At 47.4% G+C, this 21,170-nt stretch carries 20 protein-coding genes, 1 tRNA gene and 1 pseudogene; 13 read left to right on the forward strand and 9 right to left on the reverse strand.

The window, feature by feature from the left end; genetic code table 11:
- Positions 1-283 precede the first annotated feature (283 nt).
- Positions 284-922 (forward strand): Uma2 family endonuclease, encoded by a 639-nt coding sequence (locus tag NDI33_RS11245; RefSeq protein WP_190675563.1) that lies wholly within the window; start codon positions 284-286, stop codon positions 920-922.
- Positions 923-1,106: 184 nt separating this feature from the next.
- Here the strand turns inward: NDI33_RS11245 and NDI33_RS11250 are convergent, their stop codons facing one another.
- The 3 genes and pseudogenes from NDI33_RS11250 to NDI33_RS11260 all read right to left on the reverse strand — a co-directional run.
- The gene (locus NDI33_RS11250; protein ID WP_190433994.1) at positions 1,107-1,661 is read right to left on the reverse strand and encodes a GNAT family protein; all 555 of its coding nucleotides are present in this window, start codon (positions 1,659-1,661) and stop codon (positions 1,107-1,109) included.
- 473 nt (positions 1,662-2,134) lie between these two features.
- A complete protein-coding gene (locus NDI33_RS11255; RefSeq protein ID WP_190675565.1) occupies positions 2,135-3,379 on the reverse strand; it encodes an HNH endonuclease in 1,245 nt (414 codons plus the stop codon).
- A gap of 65 nt (positions 3,380-3,444) precedes the next feature.
- A pseudogene (locus NDI33_RS11260) lies at positions 3,445-3,540 on the reverse strand (Uma2 family endonuclease); the annotation flags it as partial.
- 328 nt (positions 3,541-3,868) lie between these two features.
- On the opposite strand from NDI33_RS11260, the gene NDI33_RS11265 reads away from it, so the two are divergent.
- On the forward strand, positions 3,869-5,731 hold the full coding sequence (locus NDI33_RS11265) for an aspartate kinase (protein WP_190675567.1): 1,863 nt from the start codon (positions 3,869-3,871) through the stop codon (positions 5,729-5,731).
- A gap of 159 nt (positions 5,732-5,890) precedes the next feature.
- Here the strand turns inward: NDI33_RS11265 and NDI33_RS11270 are convergent, their stop codons facing one another.
- The 3 genes from NDI33_RS11270 to NDI33_RS11280 form a co-directional block, all read right to left on the reverse strand.
- On the reverse strand, positions 5,891-6,286 hold the full coding sequence (locus tag NDI33_RS11270) for a phage holin family protein (RefSeq protein ID WP_190411809.1): 396 nt from the start codon (positions 6,284-6,286) through the stop codon (positions 5,891-5,893).
- Between the two features lie 107 nt (positions 6,287-6,393).
- Positions 6,394-7,062, reverse strand: a complete 669-nt coding sequence (locus tag NDI33_RS11275) for a biopolymer transporter ExbD (RefSeq protein ID WP_190675569.1) — start codon at positions 7,060-7,062, stop codon at positions 6,394-6,396.
- Positions 7,063-7,164: 102 nt separating this feature from the next.
- Entirely contained in the window at positions 7,165-7,848 is a 684-nt protein-coding gene (locus tag NDI33_RS11280; RefSeq protein WP_190675571.1) for a MotA/TolQ/ExbB proton channel family protein, read from the reverse strand.
- 214 nt (positions 7,849-8,062) lie between these two features.
- Here NDI33_RS11280 and NDI33_RS11285 point away from each other — a divergent pair, with 214 nt between their 5' ends.
- Positions 8,063-8,380 carry a YkvA family protein gene (locus NDI33_RS11285; protein ID WP_190411812.1) on the forward strand — a complete coding sequence of 106 codons (318 nt, stop codon included), beginning with the start codon at positions 8,063-8,065 and terminating at the stop codon, positions 8,378-8,380.
- A 148-nt stretch (positions 8,381-8,528) separates the two neighbouring features.
- Here NDI33_RS11285 and NDI33_RS11290 read toward each other — a convergent pair.
- Positions 8,529-8,601, reverse strand: a tRNA-His gene (locus NDI33_RS11290).
- Between the two features lie 121 nt (positions 8,602-8,722).
- On the opposite strand from NDI33_RS11290, the gene NDI33_RS11295 reads away from it, so the two are divergent.
- The 5 genes from NDI33_RS11295 to cobA all read left to right on the forward strand — a co-directional run bounded on the left by NDI33_RS11295 (position 8,723) and on the right by cobA (position 13,589).
- The gene (locus NDI33_RS11295) at positions 8,723-9,103 is read left to right on the forward strand and encodes a DUF4359 domain-containing protein (RefSeq protein WP_190411813.1); all 381 of its coding nucleotides are present in this window, start codon (positions 8,723-8,725) and stop codon (positions 9,101-9,103) included.
- 176 nt (positions 9,104-9,279) lie between these two features.
- Complete coding sequence (locus tag NDI33_RS11300) at positions 9,280-10,695, forward strand: serine/threonine-protein kinase (protein ID WP_190675573.1); 1,416 nt, start codon at positions 9,280-9,282, stop codon at positions 10,693-10,695.
- Positions 10,696-10,987: 292 nt separating this feature from the next.
- Positions 10,988-11,677 carry a manganese catalase family protein gene (locus NDI33_RS11305; protein WP_190411815.1) on the forward strand — a complete coding sequence of 230 codons (690 nt, stop codon included), beginning with the start codon at positions 10,988-10,990 and terminating at the stop codon, positions 11,675-11,677.
- 236 nt (positions 11,678-11,913) lie between these two features.
- Complete coding sequence (locus NDI33_RS11310; protein ID WP_190675685.1) at positions 11,914-12,780, forward strand: sirohydrochlorin chelatase; 867 nt, start codon at positions 11,914-11,916, stop codon at positions 12,778-12,780.
- Entirely contained in the window at positions 12,777-13,589 is an 813-nt protein-coding gene (gene cobA, locus NDI33_RS11315) for a uroporphyrinogen-III C-methyltransferase (protein WP_190675575.1), read from the forward strand. Before NDI33_RS11310 ends, cobA begins: the two co-directional genes overlap by 4 nt.
- A gap of 265 nt (positions 13,590-13,854) precedes the next feature.
- On the opposite strand, the gene prmA is transcribed toward cobA, so the two are convergent.
- Both prmA and serA read right to left on the reverse strand, forming a co-directional pair.
- Positions 13,855-14,745: a 50S ribosomal protein L11 methyltransferase gene (gene prmA, locus NDI33_RS11320; RefSeq protein WP_190536817.1), complete on the reverse strand. Its 891-nt coding sequence runs from the start codon at positions 14,743-14,745 to the stop codon at positions 13,855-13,857.
- Between the two features lie 238 nt (positions 14,746-14,983).
- Complete coding sequence (gene serA / locus NDI33_RS11325; protein ID WP_190529530.1) at positions 14,984-16,564, reverse strand: phosphoglycerate dehydrogenase; 1,581 nt, start codon at positions 16,562-16,564, stop codon at positions 14,984-14,986.
- 86 nt (positions 16,565-16,650) lie between these two features.
- Here serA and NDI33_RS11330 point away from each other — a divergent pair, with 86 nt between their 5' ends.
- From NDI33_RS11330 to NDI33_RS11350, 5 genes are all read left to right on the forward strand, one after another.
- Positions 16,651-16,986, forward strand: coding sequence for a hypothetical protein (locus NDI33_RS11330; RefSeq protein WP_190427599.1), 336 nt, complete (start codon positions 16,651-16,653; stop codon positions 16,984-16,986).
- 74 nt (positions 16,987-17,060) lie between these two features.
- A complete protein-coding gene (locus tag NDI33_RS11335) occupies positions 17,061-17,576 on the forward strand; it encodes a hypothetical protein (protein WP_190675577.1) in 516 nt (171 codons plus the stop codon).
- Between the two features lie 124 nt (positions 17,577-17,700).
- Positions 17,701-18,714 carry an ion channel gene (locus tag NDI33_RS11340; RefSeq protein ID WP_190675579.1) on the forward strand — a complete coding sequence of 338 codons (1,014 nt, stop codon included), beginning with the start codon at positions 17,701-17,703 and terminating at the stop codon, positions 18,712-18,714.
- Positions 18,715-18,857: 143 nt separating this feature from the next.
- Positions 18,858-19,637 carry a photosystem II S4 domain protein gene (locus NDI33_RS11345; RefSeq protein WP_190536819.1) on the forward strand — a complete coding sequence of 260 codons (780 nt, stop codon included), beginning with the start codon at positions 18,858-18,860 and terminating at the stop codon, positions 19,635-19,637.
- A gap of 253 nt (positions 19,638-19,890) precedes the next feature.
- Positions 19,891-21,036 carry a hypothetical protein gene (locus tag NDI33_RS11350; protein ID WP_190675581.1) on the forward strand — a complete coding sequence of 382 codons (1,146 nt, stop codon included), beginning with the start codon at positions 19,891-19,893 and terminating at the stop codon, positions 21,034-21,036.
- Positions 21,037-21,170: the final 134 nt, after the last annotated feature.

Raw genomic sequence — 21,170 nt, forward strand, 5'->3', positions numbered from 1 at the left:
GACTTGTCAGTTCGCAATGAGGATGAAAAAAGACGCGATCGCCCTTTTGACTTGCTTTGTTACTCTAAACTCGAATATTCACATTGCCTACAATATCGATTCATTGCTTTCAAAGGGTTTTCCAAAAATTTCTCCTCATCAATTTTTATGAGTTTAGGAAAGGATTAATCAGCCTTATGATCAGACACTCCATGCTTTTCTGAGGCAGAACCTTTTTGTTGCGCTGCGACACGATGGTTAGGTGCGATACAAGGATTACAGTGGAGATGGAGGTATAAGTCCAATGTTTGCAGTTATCACACCAGAGAAAATCCAGTTACCCGCAGGCGCAGTGGTGCGGCTACCCGGTAGTTGGCAGGGCTATCAATCACTCACTCAGCAACTAGGCGATCGCTCGATTCCTCGTATCAAGTATCGACCCGGAGAAATTTTGTTAATGTCACCGCTACCTCGACACGGACGAGAAGCCCACATTATTGCAATGGTGGTAACAGCTCTCCTAGACCATTTAGGGCAGGACTACGAGGCATTTACCCCGATTACGATGGAACTCCCAGAGATTAGCGGCATTGAACCGGACTACTGCTTTTATATCGATAACTGGGCAGCAGTTGCAGGAAAAGACCGCATCAATTGGGAAATAGAGCCATCCCCCGATTTGGTAATTGAGATAGATGTAACCAGCTATACGGATGTAAACGACTACCTGCCTTATCAAGTGCCGGAAGTTTGGCTATATAAAAAGAATCAGCTTAAGATTTACAGCTTGCAGAGCGATCGCTACACGGTTGTAACCAGTAGCCGTTTTTTTCCCAATATTAATGTTTTAGCATTCATCACCGAGTGTTTCCGAATTGCCTCCGAGCGCAATACCAGCGTTGCGATTCGGGAGTTACGACAAAAATTAGCAAGTGAGAATTAAATCCGAAAAATACAGAAGATGATAGTGCGATCGCAATCGGGAGTCGCTGGTCAGCAGAGTTGTTAAAGTTAGTGGCTCTTATGTAAATCTATGGGTGGCGTCATAGAGACACCAAGGAACTCAAGGACAGTTTGCTTCAAGCGTTCTCAAAGAATTGTCAAATGGGGAGTTGCGTTAGATGAAATCAGTCTTGTTTCTTAATCTGCTCCCACTCCTCGCGCAATATTCCCATGCACAGCGTATCAATGTAGCTGCCGTCATACCACTCGTGCCCCCGGAGGCGACCTTCTTCCACAAACCCACAGGATTGATAACAGCGAATCGCTCGTTCATTCCTTGAGTTTGTCCTTAACCAAACTCGATGTAAATTCCAGTATCGAAACGCATAATTCAGCAGCAATGCGATCGCTTCACGACCGTAGCCGCGTCCCCAATATTCCTTATCGCCAATTGCAATGCCTAATTCACAGACACGCGCCACCCCCTGAAATATATCAAAACCAACCAAGCCGCACTGCCCAATGAACTTGCCATCTGCCTCGATCGCAAACCAGGTGCCATCTCGTCCACCTTTAGCAGCATTTTGATCGAACTCTGCTTGTAGCCGTTCCAGGGATTGAGGAATCGGCGGATCGCCTCCACCTGCCAATTCAACGGCTAAATCATTGTTAAACTCGCACAGTTTTGGCAGATCGTCCCGCCGTATACCCCGTAGCGTTAGTCGTTCTCCCTTCAACATCGCTAATTGTCCTCGATTTTAGGTACTTACTCATCCATATCAAGTCTGTCAGGAGGTGGTCATGATTGATACACAAGAAGAAAACAAGTTGAGAGTTGGGAATAGCCTGGTGAATTTTAAAAGCTGTCGCTCTGTCTAAAATGTCCTGCTACCCTAAGGCAGCTCCTCTTGACACCTTTTATCGTAATTACGATGTTTAATCGTATCGATATTAATTGCTGTCCAGTTGTTGTGGAGCCAAGAGAAAACAATGACAACCACCAAACAAGCGCGATCACTTGTAGGGGCTAAAGGAACCGTTCGATTTTCCATAATTGGGATAACTATTTTTAAATTGCGATCGCACTTTTCTAGAGCATATCCAAGTTGCAATCTTTCATAACATGGTCAAACGCTTTTACCATCAGAGCAGTAACATCCAAATCTGTACAAGCCCTACCTATAGACTGATTTACTAAACTTGAAAAGCCATATTAAAAAAGCTTGGTAGGTGCCCTATCTGGATCTATAGGCACTCCTAAAATTTTGCTTAAATTCGAGATAAATTCCAGAAACAAGTTCACATACTCTTCAATCGCTGTTTCATTGATTCGAGGAGTTTTCTCGTTAAGTGCTTTGATTCCTTCAGTTAAACGAGCCGTAATAGCGTCAATTGGATAATAAAGTGCCATAAGAACTGTAAGCTCATGATCAAAGAATTGCTCCATTTTAGGGAGAGATGCGAAATATTGCACACCTAATAATGGTAGAGAGAATTGCTTTGAGTCAAATTCGGCAAACAGTGCTTGAGGAGGCTTTTTAGAACCATGTGTATCTTCAGCAACATATAAGATGGCATCTGGCCCACAATAGTTTTGAGCAATGATAACTGTCCTTCTGACTCGATGAAGGATAGTTAGCACACCAATGACCATCTTTAAATGAGAACACCAGTAAACCTCTACTGAGTTATGGTGAACACCTAACCCTAATCTGCTTGCCGCCTGTTCAGCTATAGAAATAATTTGCTCAACATCGACTGCAAAAAACCTCCAGTCACCTTGGTCATATCGCGCAAATTGTTGAACAGGTTTAGTCAAATCACTAGAAATCCACTCTGGTAAATAAAATTTTAGGCACTTGAGGATTGTATGAGCAGATGAACGATACTGCTCCCGAAGATTCACCCTAGCAGAAAATTTCTGAGGCTTAGCATCTAGCACATTTGAAGTTGCCTGCTTTATTAATTCCTTGAAATATTTCTGTCCGTCTGCTGATGGTAATCTTCCTAGCCAAGTAGCCATACCGCCTTCTTCTATCCAATGTTTGGCTTGACTCCTAGAGTTAAAGACGAGGTGTGGATTAATCGTCCCATCAGACTGGATTTCATCTTCAATGATTGCTTGCTTAAGTTTAAGCATTCCTCCTTTTTCTAAAAAATAATCTCCTTTTAAGATAATTTTTGGTACATCTTTATGACGTTCTCCTTTAAATGACCAAGCATTCATTACAGCCTCAATATAAACAGAAAAAGCCGGGTCTGTTTGTGTTGAGAAGCTAATATTACACTCGTTACAAATCAAGTCTCCTGTTTTGTGTGAGCCGCCCCAAGATGAATTAAAAATATGTTCGTTTGCTGTGGCTGGTAGAGAATTCCCACAGTAGAAGCAAGTTTTCAATTCTGATACCCGTATGGGCAATTTTTCAAAGCGAGTAAACATTAAATTTACTTTAATCACTACCAAATTTTTACCATACTACATAAGTAAGACAATCAGCAGGAACTGGTGTCTGGTTAATTGAGAATGAGAGTTTGTAGTTCATTGTCTACAGAAGTATCGTCAGAGTCAGGCAATTCTGCACTAGACGGCAGATTATGCAGCAGGTTGCCGTCTAACATAGTGACTTTCTGTGGCATTTACTGTATGGATCTTACCTTTGTCAGGGAGGAGGAAGCGATCGCATCATTCTTGAAAATCCTCAAGCCCTTCGCTCTATCTCCACACCACCTGCGATAGATGTTTGACGATAATCAATCAACACAATCTAAAGTCAGCCTGTTTTGTCCCAGCAAGTCTGATAATTTAATTAGGTTAAAAGAAGATAAGATGCCTTGCCGTGTCAGCCTGTCGCACCTTTAGTGCGCTTACGAGCTTAGGCAGGCTTGGTTTGTGTAGCCACAGGCTTTAGCCTGTGGGTATATCCTAGGCAGGATTGGTGAGAGAATTATGGCGTTAATTGTCCAGAAATACGGTGGCACTTCAGTTGGTTCGGTGGAACGCATTCAAGCAGTCGCTCAGCGGGTTTTAAAAACAGCCCAGATGGGCAACTCGCTGGTTGTCGTCGTTTCGGCAATGGGGAAGACGACTGATGGATTGGTGAAATTAGCCAACCAAATCTCTACAAATCCCTCTCGTCGAGAAATGGATATGCTGCTCTCGACTGGCGAGCAAGTCTCAATCGCCCTGCTGAGTATGGCATTGCAGGAATTAGGACAGTCAGCGGTGTCTCTGACCGGGGCACAGGTGGGAATTGTTACCGAAGCCGAACACACCCGCGCCCGGATTCTGCATATCCAGACACATCGGATGGAACGTCACTTAGACGCGGGTAAAGTGGTTGTGGTGGCGGGTTTCCAAGGCATCAGCAGCACCGAAGATTTGGAAATTACCACCTTGGGGCGCGGCGGTTCCGATACTTCGGCGGTAGCACTGGCGGCAGCTTTACGAGCAAGCTGTTGCGAAATCTACACCGATGTGCCAGGAATTTTTACGACCGATCCCCGGTTAGTGCCAGAAGCCCAGCTGATGGAGGAGATTACCTCCGATGAAATGCTTGAGTTAGCAAGCTTAGGGGCAAAGGTGCTGCATCCTCGCGCTGTGGAAATTGCCCGGAATTATGGCGTAGAGTTGGTGGTGCGTTCTAGCTGGACGGACGATCCGGGGACTAGGGTGATTTCTCCAATGCCTAAGCCGCGATCGCTCCAAGATTTAGAAATTGCCCGTCCTGTCGATGGGGTAGAATTTGATACCGACCAAGCGAAAATTGCGCTGTTGCGGGTGCCAGATCGTCCAGGCGTGGCGGCGCGGCTATTTGGTGAAATTGCCCATCAAGCCTTAGATATCGACTTAATTATCCAGTCGATTCACGAAGGCAATACCAACGATATTGCATTTACAGTTAGCAAAAACGTCATCAATCGGGCAGAAGCTGTAGCCGCAGCGATCGCACCCGCCCTCCGCAGCTCAAACAACCCAGAAGACGGAGAAGCCGAGGTGATGGTAGACAGGCAAATTGCCAAAGTCTCGATCGCGGGTGCGGGAATGATTGGGCGTCCGGGTGTAGCAGCGCAGATGTTCGCTACGCTTTCTAGTGCTGGGATCAACATTCAGATGATTTCCACCTCGGAAGTGAAAGTTAGTTGCGTCATTGATGCGGATGATTGCGATCGCGCGATCGCTCTTTTGTGCCAAACCTTCGAGGTCAACAATTCCCCACTCCACCAAAACAGAATTGTAGAAAGTGGTGTGGAACAACAGGGCAAAATTTCTCAGTCCTCAGCCCTGAGTCCTCAGCACTCCGCTCCCCCCGTGCGCGGTGTTGCCCTTGATTTCAATCAAGCGCGTCTCGCCATTCGTCATATCCCCGATCGTCCAGGGATGGCAGCTCAAGTTTTTGGACTCTTGGCTGAGAAAAATATCAGCGTGGATATGATTATCCAATCCCAACGCTGTCGCGTGGTGAATGGGATCGGGACCCGCGATATTGCCTTTACTGTCGCCCAAGCAGATGCAGCAGAAGCGAAAGCAGCACTCGAAAAACTCGCACCATCCTTAGGCTGCGGTGAAGTTTTAGTGGATACAGCGATCGCTAAAGTCAGTATCGTCGGTTCCGGTATGGTCGGGCAACCCGGTGTCGCCGCCCAAATGTTTGAAGCGCTTTCCCAACACCAAATCAATATTCAGATGATTACAACTTCTGAAATAAAAATCAGCTGCGTCGTAGCAGAAAATCAGGGCGTCACCGCCTTACAAGCCATTCACGCCGCTTTTGGACTTGCCGGTAGCCAGAAAATCCAAGTTCCCGCTTAAAGTTCTGGTAACTTTTTCATCGCTTCCTTTTTCCAAGGAGCGATGAGGGATCTCTAGCCGAAAAACTGAGCAGCAAAAAGCCCGTTTTCTGATAGAAAACGGGCTTTTAAAGCGATTGGTTAGTTTACCCTAATTGATGCCTACCCTTCGATCGACTCTTTACGCAATTGCTGTTGGCTGACCAATCACGACACTGGTAATAAAGCTGCTGACAGCGGCGAGAGCGATCGCACCGATGACCGCACTCCAAATCCCTTTTTCCAAACGAAAGCCTGTAATCAATCTCGCGGCTATTGTCAGTGCAATGACATTAAGGACAAAAGAGAATAAACCCAAAGTCAGAAGCTTTGCAAAAAATCCGTAGATGCCAAATGTTAGTGTATTCGGCAAGGTAAAAAATACAAAGCTAATCGCTGCATTTAAAATTCCAAAAACGGCTGCCGAAATATAACCAATTCCTGGGTTATCAATTTCAACTCCGAGTGGCAGCTTGCTAATAATTAACAAACTGGCGGCTGTTACCAACCAGGTAATCAGCACATCAATTAAATCCATATTTATAAACCTCCTATCCAGAAGTTGAGGCGTGAAAAAATCTTTTGATTATCCCTACCTTAAACAAACAATCGCGCCTCGACCTCTGTAAATTGACAGAATTGTCCCTACCTCTTGGGAGCAGAATCAGTCCCTTGGGGAGCCGGAACCGTCGGTGTCACGGGTACAGTACCGGGAATCGTGGGATTAATCTCTGGTTGTCCCGGAGCCACCGGCAATTGCGGCTGACCCAGATTGTATGGATTGGCTGATGGACTGGGTGGCGCATAAGGATTATAAGGTTGGATAGGAGCGTTGCCGGAATAGGGCGCTAAACCGGGACTAGGAGCCGTAGGAACCTGCGTATTAGAGCCAGCCGCCGCATCACCGGACCCGGGTAGAGTCGCTAAAGACACGCGATCGCCTCCAACATCTCGCAGCAAATCCAAAACCTGGATGACATCGTTGTAACTTGCAGTCCGAGAAGCGTACAGCACCATCAATCCATTTGGATTTGTCGAGCGGTAATTCTGCAAAGATTGAGTCAGCTGATCTTTTGAATTAATCTGCTGTTGCTCCACGTAAATTTGACCAAAATCATCCAAGCTCACCATCAACATCTCTCGCATCTGCGGAGTGCCGCTACTAGCTTTGGGCAAATCCACGCTGATTGCTTGCTGACGAGTGAGTTGCAAAGCTGCCAACAGAAAGAACGTCAGGATACAGAAGATGACATCAATCAGGGGAATAATCTCAATTCGGGCGTCATCACCCGGAGTATCCAAGTTAATCTTCATAAGTTTAAACAACAGGGGAATTTAAAAAGTCATGAGTCCTTAGTCCCTAATTCTTCGCTCCTGACTAATAACCCATGACGAATGACCAATCACGAATGGCTTCTAGGGTTCAGCCGTATCTGAAGTTTCTACTCTCGCCTTCATCGGATGACGATCAATACCAAGTTTGGGCCATTCCTGTCGGTACATTAACTCCAGCTCATTTCCCGCTTTACGGAAAATTTTGACTTGGTTAAACAAAAAACCTTGAAACAGCCGATAGAAGACAAGGCTGGTAATGGCTACTATCAGCCCAGCCGCCGTACTGATCAGAGATTCGCTAATCCCTAAAGTCACTCCAGCGGTTGAAGACGTTCCGAGATCGCCAAGGCGAATACCACTCAGGGATCTGATCAATCCCAACACGGTTCCCAACAATCCTAGTAGGGGACCAAGGGCAATCACTGCTTCTAGAATTTTGTCGCCTTGGCGCATCGAAGCCAATTCCTCGTCTGCGGCTGCTTCCAGTGCCAGCCTAAACAATTCTGGATCGGGGTGAGAAAGTCGTAAGGGAGCATACAGAAAGCGCCCAATCGGCTGTTTTCTGGCTTGGTGAGCAATCTCAGTGGCAACTCCCCAGTTGCGAGTTGCTGCTTCTAGCACCCGATCCACAGTTTCTCTTTCTTTGGTCAAGATTCTTGCCCAAAACCACAGGCGCTCAAAAATAGTGCCTAGAGACAGCAGCGATAAAGCCAGCAGAGGCCACATCACTGGCCCACCTTTCTCGATTAGTTCTTGAAAAGTCACGGTCGATTCTTTCCTCCTACACTCCCCAAGCTTTTAATTTTCTTTAACAACTTGAAGCCATTCCAATTTTAGACAAGCATTGTCATTCAGACTGAACTAAAGGACGAGGTTCTCCCGTGAGTGTCGAATCTTCTAGTCAAACTTCGGGTGGATATCCACACCTACATAATGCTGGTAGATTTGTCAATATTAAAAATAACTAGAGGATTCAATAATGAATAATTTTTCAATCCAATCAATTTACAACTGGTATCGCAACGCGATCCGCAATCCCAAATATCGCTGGTGGGTGATTCTAGGGTCATTACTTTATCTTTTCAGCCCGATTGATATTGCCCCGGATTTCATACCCATCATCGGATGGATTGACGATGGTGTGATTCTGACGCTCCTGGTTGCTGAAGTTTCCCAAATGCTATCTCAGCGCCTCAAGTCTCGTGACGAGCAAGCGGTCTCTGAAGCGGATGTTGCAGGTGTTGGGTCAACTTCCAATTCAGACACGGTTGATGTAAAGGCTGTTCCCCTCAAGTAGTGTGCGTCACAACAATAATATTAATAACCCCTCCCAGTGTTGCAGCCATATTCCGCAGGCTTCTGGAGAGGGGTCTTTGTTTGTAGTAGTCGCACCCAAAAGTAATGACTTTTGAGAGACGGATGATCTACGTCTATACAAGAGCCAGGGCGAACGAGGGGACTTGAACCCCCGAGTGGTGGAATCACAATCCACTGCCTTAACCACTTGGCTACGCTCGCCATTTCAGATTTTTAATATAGCATTCTGTTTGCCAGTTGATCCAGTCTTTCGTCAATTAACCTGGAACTCAGACGGCGATCGCCGTAGTCAAAGGCTACAAAAGAATGGTTTTAACATCCCATGAAGGGTTTACAGGTTATTACAACGATTGCGGGAGTCGCCTTGGCTGGGCTGGGTGTAGCGATGGCGCTGACGAATCCCACTCAGGAGGAGTACGAAGAATTTGCCTTACAGCAACTAACGGTGTACATAAAAGACAATGTTTGTGAAAAGGCTCCAGAAAACTTTGAGAATTTTTTGAAGCGTCAATGTATGTTATTAGTTGAGACGGGCAGCCCGCAGGTGAAGCGGCTGATTGCTGAAACGACAGAGCGGCAAAATTTTATCTTTTTTAGCATTTATCGCACCGATTTGTCGGTTAGTTCGTTCCTGCCTTCTTATCATTTTGAGTCGGTAGGAGCTTTCGACAATGTCTATATTTATCAAGCAGAGAAGCAATAATCTTGTTAGCAAAGAATTATTGTTTCAAGCTGCGCGATCGCTTCTAAAGTGCTGAGAAACGGGTAAAGCCGCCAGTTAACCACACGCAGCTTTATAACAGATACACCCTATGGTCATCTCTCCAATTGAGGATATCTTGGAGATGAATATCAACAGGGAGTGCGATCGCGGCTGCCATGATCTATTGTATTAGCGCTGGATGTCAAAGACCCCAAAATCCTTCTGACCAAAGATTTTGCCTGTGTTGTGGGCAAGCGTTATTGCTGAAAGACCGCTATCGCCCAGTCAAACCTATTGGTAAAGGTGGCATGGGAAGAACTTTTTTGGCGGTGGATGAGCATATTCCCTCTAAACCCAAGTGTGTCATTAAGCAACTGTGCTTCCCACAGCAAGATTCAACCAGTTTTAGAAAGGTCGTTTCCTTATTTCGTCAGGAAGCGATACACCTGAATGAACTAGGGAAACATCCGCAAATTCCCTCTCTCTTTGCCCACTTTGAACAGCAGCAGCAGCTGTATTTAGTGCAGGAGTTGATTTCCGGGCAAACTCTAGCGGAGGAATTGCAGCAACGGGACATTTATAACGAAACGCAGATTTGGGAATTTTTGCAGGATTTGTTGCCAGTTTTGCAATATATCCACGAACATCGGGTGATTCACCGAGATATTAAGCCAGCGAATATTATCCGCCGCACCCCCTCAACCTCCTCTTCCCCAGGAGAAAGGGAAGGTGAGTTAATTTTGATTGATTTTGGGATTGCCAAGCTATTCACAGACACTGCTGTGTTTAACACCGGCACGATCGTTGGTAGCCCGGATTATATGGCACCCGAACAAACGCGAGGCAAAGCCCTGCCCTCCAGCGACCTCTACAGTTTGGGCGTCACTTGTATCTACTTGCTCACAAGCGTTTCGCCCCTGAATATGTATGACATTATGAATAACGGGTGGGCGTGGCGCGATTTTTTGCCCAAGGAGAGAAAAGTTAGCGATCGCCTGGGTCAAATTTTGGATCGGCTGCTACAAAATAACATTAAAGATCGTTACCCAGACGCTGCCTCTGCCTTGCAAGCGGTACAGCAAAATTTAAACCCCAGACCTACATCTCCGGTTCCAACTCAATCTCAACGACCGGGTGGTAGTGCCTTGAATTCCGAGATTGGAGTTGACTATACAAAATTGCGGGATTTACTCGCCAAAAAGAAATGGAAAGAAGCCGACGGGGAAACCTGGGCACTCATGTGCCTGGTAGTCGGCAAGTCAAGCAATCACTATCTGTTCAACAGCGATATTCAAAAGTTTCCTTGCGAGGATTTATGGACGATTGACCAGTTATGGGTAAAGTACAGCCAGGGGCGCTTTGGTTTCAGCGTACAAAAGCAAATTTTTCTGGAGGTTGGGGGAGAATATAGCAATTTTTGCGATCGCGTTGGCTGGCCTACCCACAACCCGTATATTCCTGACTCTGGTTTGAAATTTAGCGACAAGGCACCTATTGGACATCTACCATCGCGGCGGTGGGCGGGTGGTTATGAATGGTGGCGTCACGCCAGTGCAATGGCTGGAAAACTAGAACAGTGCAGTATTGCTTAGCTTTTGGTGCCTTATCAGCGATTTTCATCCTCGGTTGAGCGATTGTAACGGTTTTAGCTAAAAAATTGCCTCAACTGAGATTTCAATCTTGTTTTTTGTGTCCTCCTCTGGTTATAGAAAAATCCATGAGCTAAGTCTACCCGATGAGGCAGGAATACCTTTGACAGCCGATCTAAAGTATGGGTATATACCTTGATTTGTGAAGGAAAAAGAATCGTTTTTTTTGAATTCCTTTACAAAAAATATTGGCAAGCGCTCAACGATCCGGCAAATAGAGGAAAGGAATCCATTCATGTTTTTCCATAAAAAAGAACCCATTCATACTGTTAATATCACAGAGCCGAATCCACGTTATGCCCAGCTACTGCTAGAGCAGTTTGGGGGAGCAACGGGTGAATTAACAGCCGCTTTACAGTATTGGGTGCAGTCATTTCATTGCGAAAATCCTGGTATTCGGGATATGCTCCAAGATATTGCAATCGAAGAGTTTAGCCACTTAGAAATGGTTGGCAAACTGATTGAATCACATACCAAGAATGTCGATCAAACAGAAGCGTACCGGAGTACGCTCTTTGCTGTACGCGGCATGGGACCACACTTTTTAGATAGCCAAGGAAGCGCTTGGACAGCGAACTATATCAATGAAGGTGGGGATGTTGTGCGCGATCTGCGGGCAGACATCGCCGCTGAGGCTGGGGCACGTCAAACCTATGAGGAGCTGATCAAAATGGCTCCGGATCAAGGTACAAAAGACACCTTGGTACATTTGCTGACTCGCGAAATTTCTCATACGAAGATGTTCATGAATGCACTTTCTTCCTTAGGCAAATTAACAGATCCTTTCTTTGGCAATATCCAGCCGGATGAAACGGTCAATCTTTACTTCAACTTGTCTACGAATGGTAAAGATGAGCGCGGGCCTTGGAACTCGGAACCGGATTTCCAGTATGTCGCCGATCCATCTGCTGAAGTTAAACAGTAAATCGTCAGCAGTAGAACTCAATTAAAAAAGATAGAGTCACGGGGAGGTGTAGCCCAGTGGCTCTATTTTTATGAATAAGTTATTAATAATATTAGAAATCCTCTAACCATCAGCGGTACCCAAATTGGTAAACCACTGGGATAAATTGTCAATTGGAAACGATTGATACAGAAATTGTTGCTGGAAACGATATCAAATTGAATAAAGAAACTGCTCAAAAGCCTGTAGTTACACACTTGCCCAAGTCATCTGCCTATCTACTGGTCTCTCACGGAAGCCGCGACCCGCGCCCCCAAGCCGCTGTAGAACAGCTGGCAACCCTGATCTACGAGAAGGCACAAAGGTCAGAGAATGCCTGGGTGCAGGCATTTCAACCCGTTCGCCGCTTGGCTGCATCGCCCATGCTAGAGACGCGAAATTTTACGTCTTTACAAGAACCACTGGTGGGTACAGCAGTGCTAGAATTGGCAACCCAGCCGTTGCACGAGCAAATTCGGCAATTTGGCGTTCGCGTAGCGTCTGCGAAGCAGAATCGCGTGGCGTCTATAAAGCAGAATCGCGCTGTTGCATCTGAGTACCATTCTGAGAACCCCTGCATTCAGGTGTTGCCGCTGTTTCTACTGCCGGGAGTTCACGTCATGGAGGATATCCCAGAGGAAGTTGCGATCGCTCAAGTAGCGTTTGGCTCTAAATTGAAACTTGACATTCGTCCTCACTTAGGCACTCACCTTGGCTTGAGTCGTCTGTTAGCCAGTCAATTCGCTTCGATAACAGCAGACGCTCGGATTCTCCTAGCTCACGGAAGCCGCCGTGCTGGGGGAAATCAATCAGTAGAAACCATTGCACGGACTTTGGACGCGGTGCCTGCTTACTGGTCAGTGCCACCCAGCCTAGAGGACAGGGTGAAAGCGTTGGTTGAGGCGGGGAAGGAAAAAATCGCCATCCTGCCTTATTTTCTATTTGCTGGGGGAATTACGGATGCGATCGCTCGAACAGTTGAGCGATTATCCCAGCAGTTTCCATCGGCAAAACTCCAAATGGCTGAACCAATCGGCGCTAGCGCGGAATTAGCGGATTTAATTTGGGATTTGAGAAGTCAATGAACCTCACACTTTCAGAAAACACACAGGTAAACAGGAGAACGTGTTTGGGTAAAGTATATCTAGTGGGTGCAGGGCCGGGAGATCCCGGTTTGTTAACCCTCAAAGGGAAAGGGCTGTTAGAGTGTGCCGATGTCGTAGTTTACGACGCTCTGGTGAGTCCCCAAATTTTGGCAATGATTAATCCCGAAGCCGAAAAAATTGACGCGGGAAAGCGGATGGGGCGTCATTCTCTGTTGCAGGAAGAAACGACTCAACTCTTAATTGAAAAAGCACAAACTGCGGCAATCGTGGTGCGCCTCAAAGGTGGCGATCCCTTTGTGTTTGGTCGTGGTGGCGAGGAAATGGAAGACTTAGTAAATGCGGGAGTGCCGGTAGAGGTAGTACCAGGGGTGACATCTGGGATTGCAGCACCCGCTTATGCAGGAATTCCTCTAACTCACCGTGCTTATAGCTCTTCGGTGACATTTGTTACCGGACACGAATCCGCCGGGAAGTATCGACCCGCTGTGAACTGGCAAGCGATCGCCCACGGTTCTGAAACCATTGTCATTTACATGGGCGTTCACAACTTACCTTACATTACAGAACAACTTCAAACAGCAGGCTTAAGCCCAGAGACGCCAGTAGCGTTGGTTCGCTGGGGAACTCGACCGGAACAAGAAGAACTCATCAGCACTTTGGAGACGATTGTGGCGCAAGTCGAGGCGACTGGATTTGGGGCACCCGCGATCGCCATTATTGGTGCTGTCGTGAATATGCACCAAATTCTGTCAGGATGTCGTCCACTCAGCTTGAAGATTGAGGGCTGAGGATTGAGGACTGAGGGCTGAGGACTGAGGACTGAGAACTGAGGGCTAAAATCTCAGTAAAAAGCTATAAAAAGCGATCGGTAGTTAATTGGTACGTCTGATTTAAGACCTTTCATACCTTACTCAGCCCCTGCTTCGCACTGCTTTGCTAACAGTCCTCTCTCCTCCCTCAGTCCTCAGTCCTCAGTCCTCTCTCCTCCCTCAGTCCTCAGTCCTCAGTCCTCTCTCCTCCCTCAGTCCTCAGTCCTCAGCACTCAGTCCTAATTTATGAGCGTCGAATATTAAAGCAGCACCACTCTTGACGCCGCCAGAGGGTGGCAACAATCCAATCGTGTTGCTCTAAAGTATCGGCAATGGGTTTCGCTTGTTCCAGCAAAACGCCGCTAATAATCCCCCAAGTGCTGGGTTTAGCCATCTCTGTCATCTGCGGGATCAAGTCGATAATCACCTCCGCCAGAATATTGCAAAGAATGCCATCGACCGGCTCATGTAACAATTGCATTAAGCGGTCGATACTGCCTTGCTCCACAATCAACCGATCGGGGCTAATTTTGTTGAGTTCTCGGTTGCTGTGGGTGGCTCGCACCGCCATCGGATCAAGATCTGCGGCATAAACTCTTTCCGCACCTAACAGCATCGCGGCAATTGAGAGAATGCCAGATCCACAACCAATATCTGCCACAACGATATCGGGAGTGCCCAAACCCAATCGCATCTCCAACGCTTCCAGACACAGCTGAGTCGTTTGATGGGTGCCGGTGCCAAAAGCGGCTCCGGGATCGAGGCGCAGGGTAATCCGTTCCGTCTGCTCTGGAGGGGGCAACCAGGCAGGGTAGATTAATAAGCGATCGCCAACTTCTTGCGGTTGCCAGTATTGCTTCCAGCTACTTGCCCAATCTTCCTCATCAATTAAATGCCAATCCATCACCGGCATCGGCATTCCCACATTCAGCGCATCTTGACGCAGCCACAGAGACAGCGCCGCCAAATCTAATAACTGCGCTTGGAGTGCGGATAAATAACCACACACTAGGCGCGAGTGTCCTTTAACCTCAATGGATGTGCCGCGACAGCCAAATTTTTCCAGCCGCCAGAAAATTAAATCTTCTAAGGCTGGGTCGCAGAGAACTTGAATTTCCCACCAGGTGTTTGCCATACATCAGGGCTGAGGGCTGAGGACTAAGGACTGAGGTATGAGGGCTGAGGACTGAGGGCTGAGGACTGTTAGCCCAGTGGTGCGAAGCACTGGCTGAGGACTGAGGAAGGTTAGAACCTAGAACTTAGCAATATAGAGTAAAGAGAAACTAAAAAGAATTTACTCTTTGTGTACCTCTTTTCTTCATCCTCAGTCCTCAGTCCTACATCCTCAGTCCTACATCCTCAGCCATCAGCACTTATAAAGTTACCGTATAGGCATCTCGAATGCCGGGAATCTTGAGAATTTCCGCCAAAATTCCCTCTGGTAGGGGATCGTCCAGGCTTAACACCATTACTGCATCGCCGCGCACGATTTTACGACCCACCTGCATACTGGCAATATTGACATTAAAGCTGCCCAATAGGGAACCAATATTCCCGATAATTCCTGGCATATCGCGGTGCAGCGTAAACAGCATATTAGAAGTGGGGGGGACGTTGATGGGAAAATCATCAATGCTAGTGATCCGAATTTCGTTATCGCCCAATAAAGCACCAGTGACCGAGTGTTCTCCTAGGGAACCCTTTGCCGACAGTTGCAGCGAACCCGAATAATCTCGAATCGAGGCATCCCGCGTTTCAATCACGCGAATTCCCCGCTCCTTTGCCTCAATACTGGCATTCACGTAGTTCACTCGCTCTCTCAACGCTTGAGAGAGCAGCCCTTTCAGTGCTGCTACGATGAGAGGCTGACTTTGATTAGTTGCCAATTCTCCCTGCAAGCTGATATTCAACAACTCAATCCGTCCTCCAGCCAGTTGCCCGACCAAATGACCCAGAGTTTCCGCCAAGAGGAGATAAGGTCTGAGTTTTTCCAATACGTCAGGCCGCAACCCAGGAATATTCACGGCTGAACGCGCTGGTAGCCCCAGCAGAACGTCCCGAATCTGCTCGGCAACATCAATAGCGACATTTACCTGCGCTTCTGCTGTAGAGGCTCCCAGGTGGGGAGTGAGGATAAGATTTTTCCCCAGCGATCGCAACTCCGACTCGCCAAGCGGTTCTGTCTCAAAAACATCCAAGGCGGCCCCGGCAATTTTGCCAGTTTTTAACGCCTCTGCCAAAGCCGCCTCATCAATAATGCCACCACGGGCGCAATTGATAATCCGAGTCGTGGGTTTCATTTTAGCGATCGCCTCGGCGTTAATCAGATGAGTCGTTTCTGGAGTTTTGGGGATGTGCAGGGTAATGTAATCGGATTCCTGAAACAGCATATCCAGATCGACTAGACGACAACCCAGTTCATCTGCCCGTTCTACCGAGATGAAGGGATCGTAAGCTAGCAGTTTCATCCCCATCGCTTTCGCAACGCTGGCGACATGGGAACCAATTTTCCCTAAACCGACAACTCCCAGCGTTTTCTTGTAAACTTCTGCCCCGATAAAACTCTTGCGATCCCACTGACTGCCTTTCACCGACTGATTGGCTTCGGGGATATAACGGGAGAGCGATAGCATCATTGCCAAAGCGTGTTCTGCCGCTGCAATGGTGTTACCTTCGGGGGAATTGACGACGACAATTCCTTGTCGGGTGGCGGCTGGAACATCGACATTATCGACGCCAACTCCAGCACGACCAATAATTTTTAGCTGGGTGCCCGCTTCGATAATTTCTTTGGTGACATGGGTTCCAGAACGAATCATCAGAGCGTCATACTCTGGCATAATTCGCACCAGTTCTTCTGGAGAAAGACCTGTTTTAATGTCAACTTGGGCAACTTGGGAGAGGATATCTATTCCAACTTGGTCTATGGGATCGGAAACAAGAACCTTGGACATGATGGGCAGGTGAGTCTAAATAAAAATTCCATTACGACACGCACGCACGACCCCTAAAAGGTCAAAACCGCAAGTCGCGCGTTGCGTTGCATCCACTTCGCCAGGATAGCTCCCTTGCGTTACGCGATCGCGTGCCGGTAAAACCTTGGGAGCAAGCTTGCCTGATGGGAGCTGGCTTAGACATCGCGTCTAATCACTCTCCACCACGAACAATACAGGCAGAAGGTCATTTTAACTGTATCAGGTGTCTTTGTACGGCTGGTTGGCTGAAAGTTTTTAACTTTCATTCGCGTGGGCGAAGTGCTTCTTGCCGATGGCGGAAGGAAACAAAACACAGCCAAAGATATCAGCTACCCATCGCACAAATGCGATCGCTTTCGCATATACCGCTCCTAGCGACTTCTCGCGCAAGTGCATCCTAATTACGGTAGAAGATTTGCTGTCCCTTGCACTGCTAGGCTTTAACTAAGGCTATCTCAGCATTTTACGAATCACCATGAATTATCTCGTTGCCGTACTGGCAGACCGCATCCAGGCAGAAGCCGCCTACTCCGCTTTAGAGAAAGAAGGCTTACCGATGAATAAAGTTAGTATTCTGGGCAGAGGATACAAAAGCGCCGATGAATTTGGCTTAATTGACCCCAACGAGCAAGCTAAAAAGCAATCAAAGCTGATGGCTTATTGGCTCATCCCGTTTGGATTTTTTGCTGGTATAGCTTTCAACATCACCACGGGTTTAGACACTTTTGCCTGGGCAGGTCCAATCGGCAATTACCTGATTGCTGGACTTTTAGGTGCCGCCTCTGGTGCGATGGGTAGCGTGTTTGTAGGGGGTGGGGTCGGTTTGGCACTGGGGAGTGGTGACGCCTTGCCTTACCGCAATCGCCTCAATGCAGGTAAGTATCTGATTGTTGTGAAAGCTTCCGAAACTATAACCCGCCAAGCGACTCGGATTCTCCGTCAGTTTGAACCCGAAAATATCCAAGGCTACATGGACTCAGAGAGTGTCTAGAACGGAAACCTCTCCCAACCTTTTGCCCTAGCTGGGTCTTCCATCTACGGACAGAGGAAGTAACAAACACAACATTGTTACTTTAACTACCAGCCTGAGCGCAAGTCACTGGAAGGGGGTTTAGATGCAAATATTGCCAACTTGTTTGGGAGTTGCGCTCGTCGGCTCGATCGTAGTTGATGTGCTTTGGACAACGATCGCCGTCGGCGGCGGTGGGGGGCCGATTACATCTAGATTGTCCAATTGCTTGTGGAAATTGCTTCTCCATCGACATCGCTCCTCTCCCTCTCATCAGATGCTTTCCGTTGCAGGCTACAGCACCATTGGCATTTCTACGCTGCTGTGGATTTTGGCTACTTGGGCAGGATGGGTCTTAATTTTTAGCGCCAGCGATCGCTCGTTGGTTTCTGCGGATACAAAGCAGGCTGCCGACCTCTGGGAGAGAATTTACTTCACAGGTTACACGTTAGTTACCCTCGGTCTCGGAGACTACCAACCCCAAGGAAAAATTTGGCAACTGGCGACAGCCGCAGCAGCAGCGAATGGGTTTTTCCTGATTACTCTGTCGATTACCTATCTGCTTTCTGTGGTGTCAGCCGGGACTCAGAAGCGACAGTTGGCAACCTACATTTCCTGTCTTGGCTATACTCCTACCGAAATCGTAACTAAAGCTTGGAATGGCAAAGATTTTGGGATGCTGTCTCAGCACTTAGTAGCGATCGCGCCCATGCTAGCCTTATACGGGCAAAGTCATTTCGCTTATCCGGTACTTCATTACTTTCATAGCACCAAGCGGGAGACAGCGGCGGAAGTTAGCATAGCTGTCTTGGACGAGGCGCTGACCTTGCTCGAATCTGGAATTAAGCCGGAACATCGACCCGATGCGGTGGCGCTATACCCAGTGCGGCAAACCCTGTCAGTCTTTCTAGAAACCCTGACTTCTGCTTACATTAAGCCAGCCTTAGACGTGCCACCCCTGGCAGTTCTCGATGAGTTACGTGCGAATGGAATTCCCACTGTTAGCGATGAAGCCTTTGCATCAGAAGTCAGCAACTTGATGAGACGACGGCGTTTGCTCCTCGCCTTAGTGAGAAATGATGGGTGGTCGTGGAAAGAGGTCGGGAATCGGTTTGGGTAAAGGGGAATGATTCAGTTTAGCCAAGCGTGAGGAGCCGCCAGGAGCGGCATCCGCGAAAGCGATCGCACTCATCGCATTGTCCGTCAGGTTCCGCTCCCAACGATAGAATCAAGAAAGTTTCACCTCAATCTAGCGTCTGCTGTATGTTGCCAAGGGAAGAACTCCTTAAAGGAGTCGAAAATCGAGAGACTGTCGCTCGTGTTATCGATCTAGCGGATCAAGCGATAAAGACGTGGGAAGTAGTCTTTACGGATTTTCTGTCTCCTCCAGAACTCGCTGAAATCCAGCAAGCGTTTAATCGGTTAACAGAAGTCCAACTGGTTGCTTGGGGAGGTTATCCGCAAGCTGAACGACAGCGGATTGCGATCGCGCGTGCAGAATTGCCCCTCGATTCGTCCCAAGTCTCGATTGCTGCTATCGATATTTCCGGGAATTTTTTGTTTGACCAAGCCACCCACCGAGACTTCCTCGGCGCGATGTTGGGGTGTGGGATCGTGCGAGAAAAGACTGGCGATGTAATTGTGCTGGGAGAGCAAGGAGCGCAGGCGATTGTTGTTCCAGAAATGGTGGAGTTTTTGGGAATGCATCTCAATCAGGTGCGTTCTGTCCCGGTAAAAACTCGGCAAATTGAGTTAAGCGAGTTAAAAATTCGGGAACCGAAAAAGAAAGAATTGACAACGGTGGAGGCTTCATTGAGGCTGGATGCGATCGCTTCCGCTGGCTTCGGGATGTCTCGCAGCAAAATGGTTGATTTTATTGACGGCGGTGATGTGCGATTGAATTGGAAAGAAGTCACTCAGCCAAGTCATCTTCTGAAGTCTGGAGACTTAATTGCGATTCGCGGCAAAGGACGGTTAGAGGTTGGGGAAATTGCTGTCACTAAAAAGGAACGCTACCGCGTGCAACTCACAAGATTTATGTAAAAATTTCAATCTTGAATCTTCAACCCTAAGAATTAGATTTGCGATAGGCAAGAGATTAGTTGAACGAAGAGTGTTTTACTGTCTATAGCAATCCTATTTGAGTGGTGAGATGCTAGCGGTTCAGATCCCCGACTTCTTGGAGAAGTCGGGGATCTCGTCTTCACGAATCATTTAAGGTCGCTGATATGATTGCCATCTGAGTGATTTTCCAGTCAGTTGCGGGAACACTAACATGAGTTGCTGGGTGTAGCTTATGTCCCGTCTCAACAATCGCGCCTTTCAAATCCTCCGTGCAGAAGTGAAAAACTGTGCTGGTAATGACGCTTTGAGCCAAATGGAGCAGCGGATTGTACTGGAGGAATTAGAAAAACTGCGATCGCAACTAGGCTCACCTGCTTCCTTAGAAGAACTGCGGAAAATCGTCATTTCCACCTATGCAAACTTCAACCAGAAAGCATTACTAGCAGCAGCAAAAGCCAACCGTCCCCTGGGAATATTCGGCACAATCAAATTAGCTGGCTGTGCGGTAGCTGCGGGGGCTGTGTTGCTAGTTGGGGGAACGGGGACGCTTGTTTTGGCAATTTTGCTATCTCCCACAACTCATCAGTCAGCGGGACAAAATGCTTCTATGAGGACAGAGGATCGCTATCAGGAAGCGATCGCATCTTTAGAGCAAGCAGAAGAATTAATTAACCAAGCCAAGACCGCAGCAAATTTGGCATTGGGTGAAAATAAATTAAGTGAAGCCAAAACACATATCGATTATCTACCTGTTTCAGATACAGTTTCTTCACGGCGCTACTCTTACAACCGCAAGGGTCGGCGCTATGTTAGCGGGTACAATACGCAGACAATCCCTAATCAACAAACTGCCAATATTCGCAACAGATTTGAGCAAATCAAGTCCCAACTTTCTCAACAACAGCAGATTTTGGGGCGCACTAATACTTTAATTCAAACCGCTAAACAATATGCTTTTGCTGCTGCTAAAACTGGGCAAAATCCACCCCATACTGCACAGCGGTGGCAACAAATTGAAAATTTGTGGTACAAGGCGATTGCCCAACTGCAAAACGTTCGCCTGGAAGACGTTGACTATGTGGAAGCGCAAAAGCTACTGGTAACGTACCAAATGAATTTAGACACTGTGCAAATTCGATTAAAAACAGAACGTGAGTCTCACGAAGCCTTCAATGATGCTCAACAACAAATCAACGCTTTGCTTGCGTCGATACCCAAGGATAGTTCCCAAGTAGATCGCAACCAGATAGTCAGCCAGATGCAAAAAATCATCCATCGGTTGAAAATGGTCAAACCAGGAACAAGCGACTATCGAGAAACCCAACAACTGCTGCAATCGGCACAGAAGAAACTAAAAGCTGCTCAGCCAAAGAATTGATTCTCCTAAGGCTGGTGTGTCATGGCGCGAGGAGCCGCTAGTAGAGGCATACGCGAAAGCGATCGCAACTTGATAAAATGCGATTAAGTTTACCAGCTAAAAGCCGAACGGCTGATAGCTAAGGGCTGGTGTGC

Origin of the sequence: Trichocoleus sp. DQ-A1, assembly GCF_039961955.1 — a bacterium.
Lineage (GTDB): Bacteria > Cyanobacteriota > Cyanobacteriia > Cyanobacteriales > FACHB-T130 > FACHB-T130.

Bases quoted from the DNA above. Each gene is read 5' to 3' on its own strand.
- NDI33_RS11285 (WP_190411812.1), top strand. From the start codon at position 8,063: ATGAATAATTTTTCAATCCAATCAATTTACAACTGGTATCGCAACGCG.
- cobA (WP_190675575.1), top strand. From the start codon at position 12,777: ATGAACCTCACACTTTCAGAAAACACACAGGTAAACAGGAGAACGTGT.
- NDI33_RS11250 (WP_190433994.1), bottom strand. From the start codon at position 1,661: ATGTTGAAGGGAGAACGACTAACGCTACGGGGTATACGGCGGGACGAT.
- NDI33_RS11265 (WP_190675567.1), top strand. From the start codon at position 3,869: ATGGCGTTAATTGTCCAGAAATACGGTGGCACTTCAGTTGGTTCGGTG.
- NDI33_RS11295 (WP_190411813.1), top strand. From the start codon at position 8,723: ATGAAGGGTTTACAGGTTATTACAACGATTGCGGGAGTCGCCTTGGCT.
- serA (WP_190529530.1), bottom strand. From the start codon at position 16,564: ATGTCCAAGGTTCTTGTTTCCGATCCCATAGACCAAGTTGGAATAGAT.
- NDI33_RS11350 (WP_190675581.1), top strand. From the start codon at position 19,891: ATGTCCCGTCTCAACAATCGCGCCTTTCAAATCCTCCGTGCAGAAGTG.
- NDI33_RS11245 (WP_190675563.1), top strand. From the start codon at position 284: ATGTTTGCAGTTATCACACCAGAGAAAATCCAGTTACCCGCAGGCGCA.
- NDI33_RS11270 (WP_190411809.1), bottom strand. From the start codon at position 6,286: ATGGATTTAATTGATGTGCTGATTACCTGGTTGGTAACAGCCGCCAGT.
- NDI33_RS11275 (WP_190675569.1), bottom strand. From the start codon at position 7,062: ATGAAGATTAACTTGGATACTCCGGGTGATGACGCCCGAATTGAGATT.
- NDI33_RS11335 (WP_190675577.1), top strand. From the start codon at position 17,061: ATGAATTATCTCGTTGCCGTACTGGCAGACCGCATCCAGGCAGAAGCC.
- NDI33_RS11305 (WP_190411815.1), top strand. From the start codon at position 10,988: ATGTTTTTCCATAAAAAAGAACCCATTCATACTGTTAATATCACAGAG.
- NDI33_RS11340 (WP_190675579.1), top strand. From the start codon at position 17,701: ATGCAAATATTGCCAACTTGTTTGGGAGTTGCGCTCGTCGGCTCGATC.
- prmA (WP_190536817.1), bottom strand. From the start codon at position 14,745: ATGGCAAACACCTGGTGGGAAATTCAAGTTCTCTGCGACCCAGCCTTA.
- NDI33_RS11345 (WP_190536819.1), top strand. From the start codon at position 18,858: ATGTTGCCAAGGGAAGAACTCCTTAAAGGAGTCGAAAATCGAGAGACT.
- NDI33_RS11300 (WP_190675573.1), top strand. From the start codon at position 9,280: ATGATCTATTGTATTAGCGCTGGATGTCAAAGACCCCAAAATCCTTCT.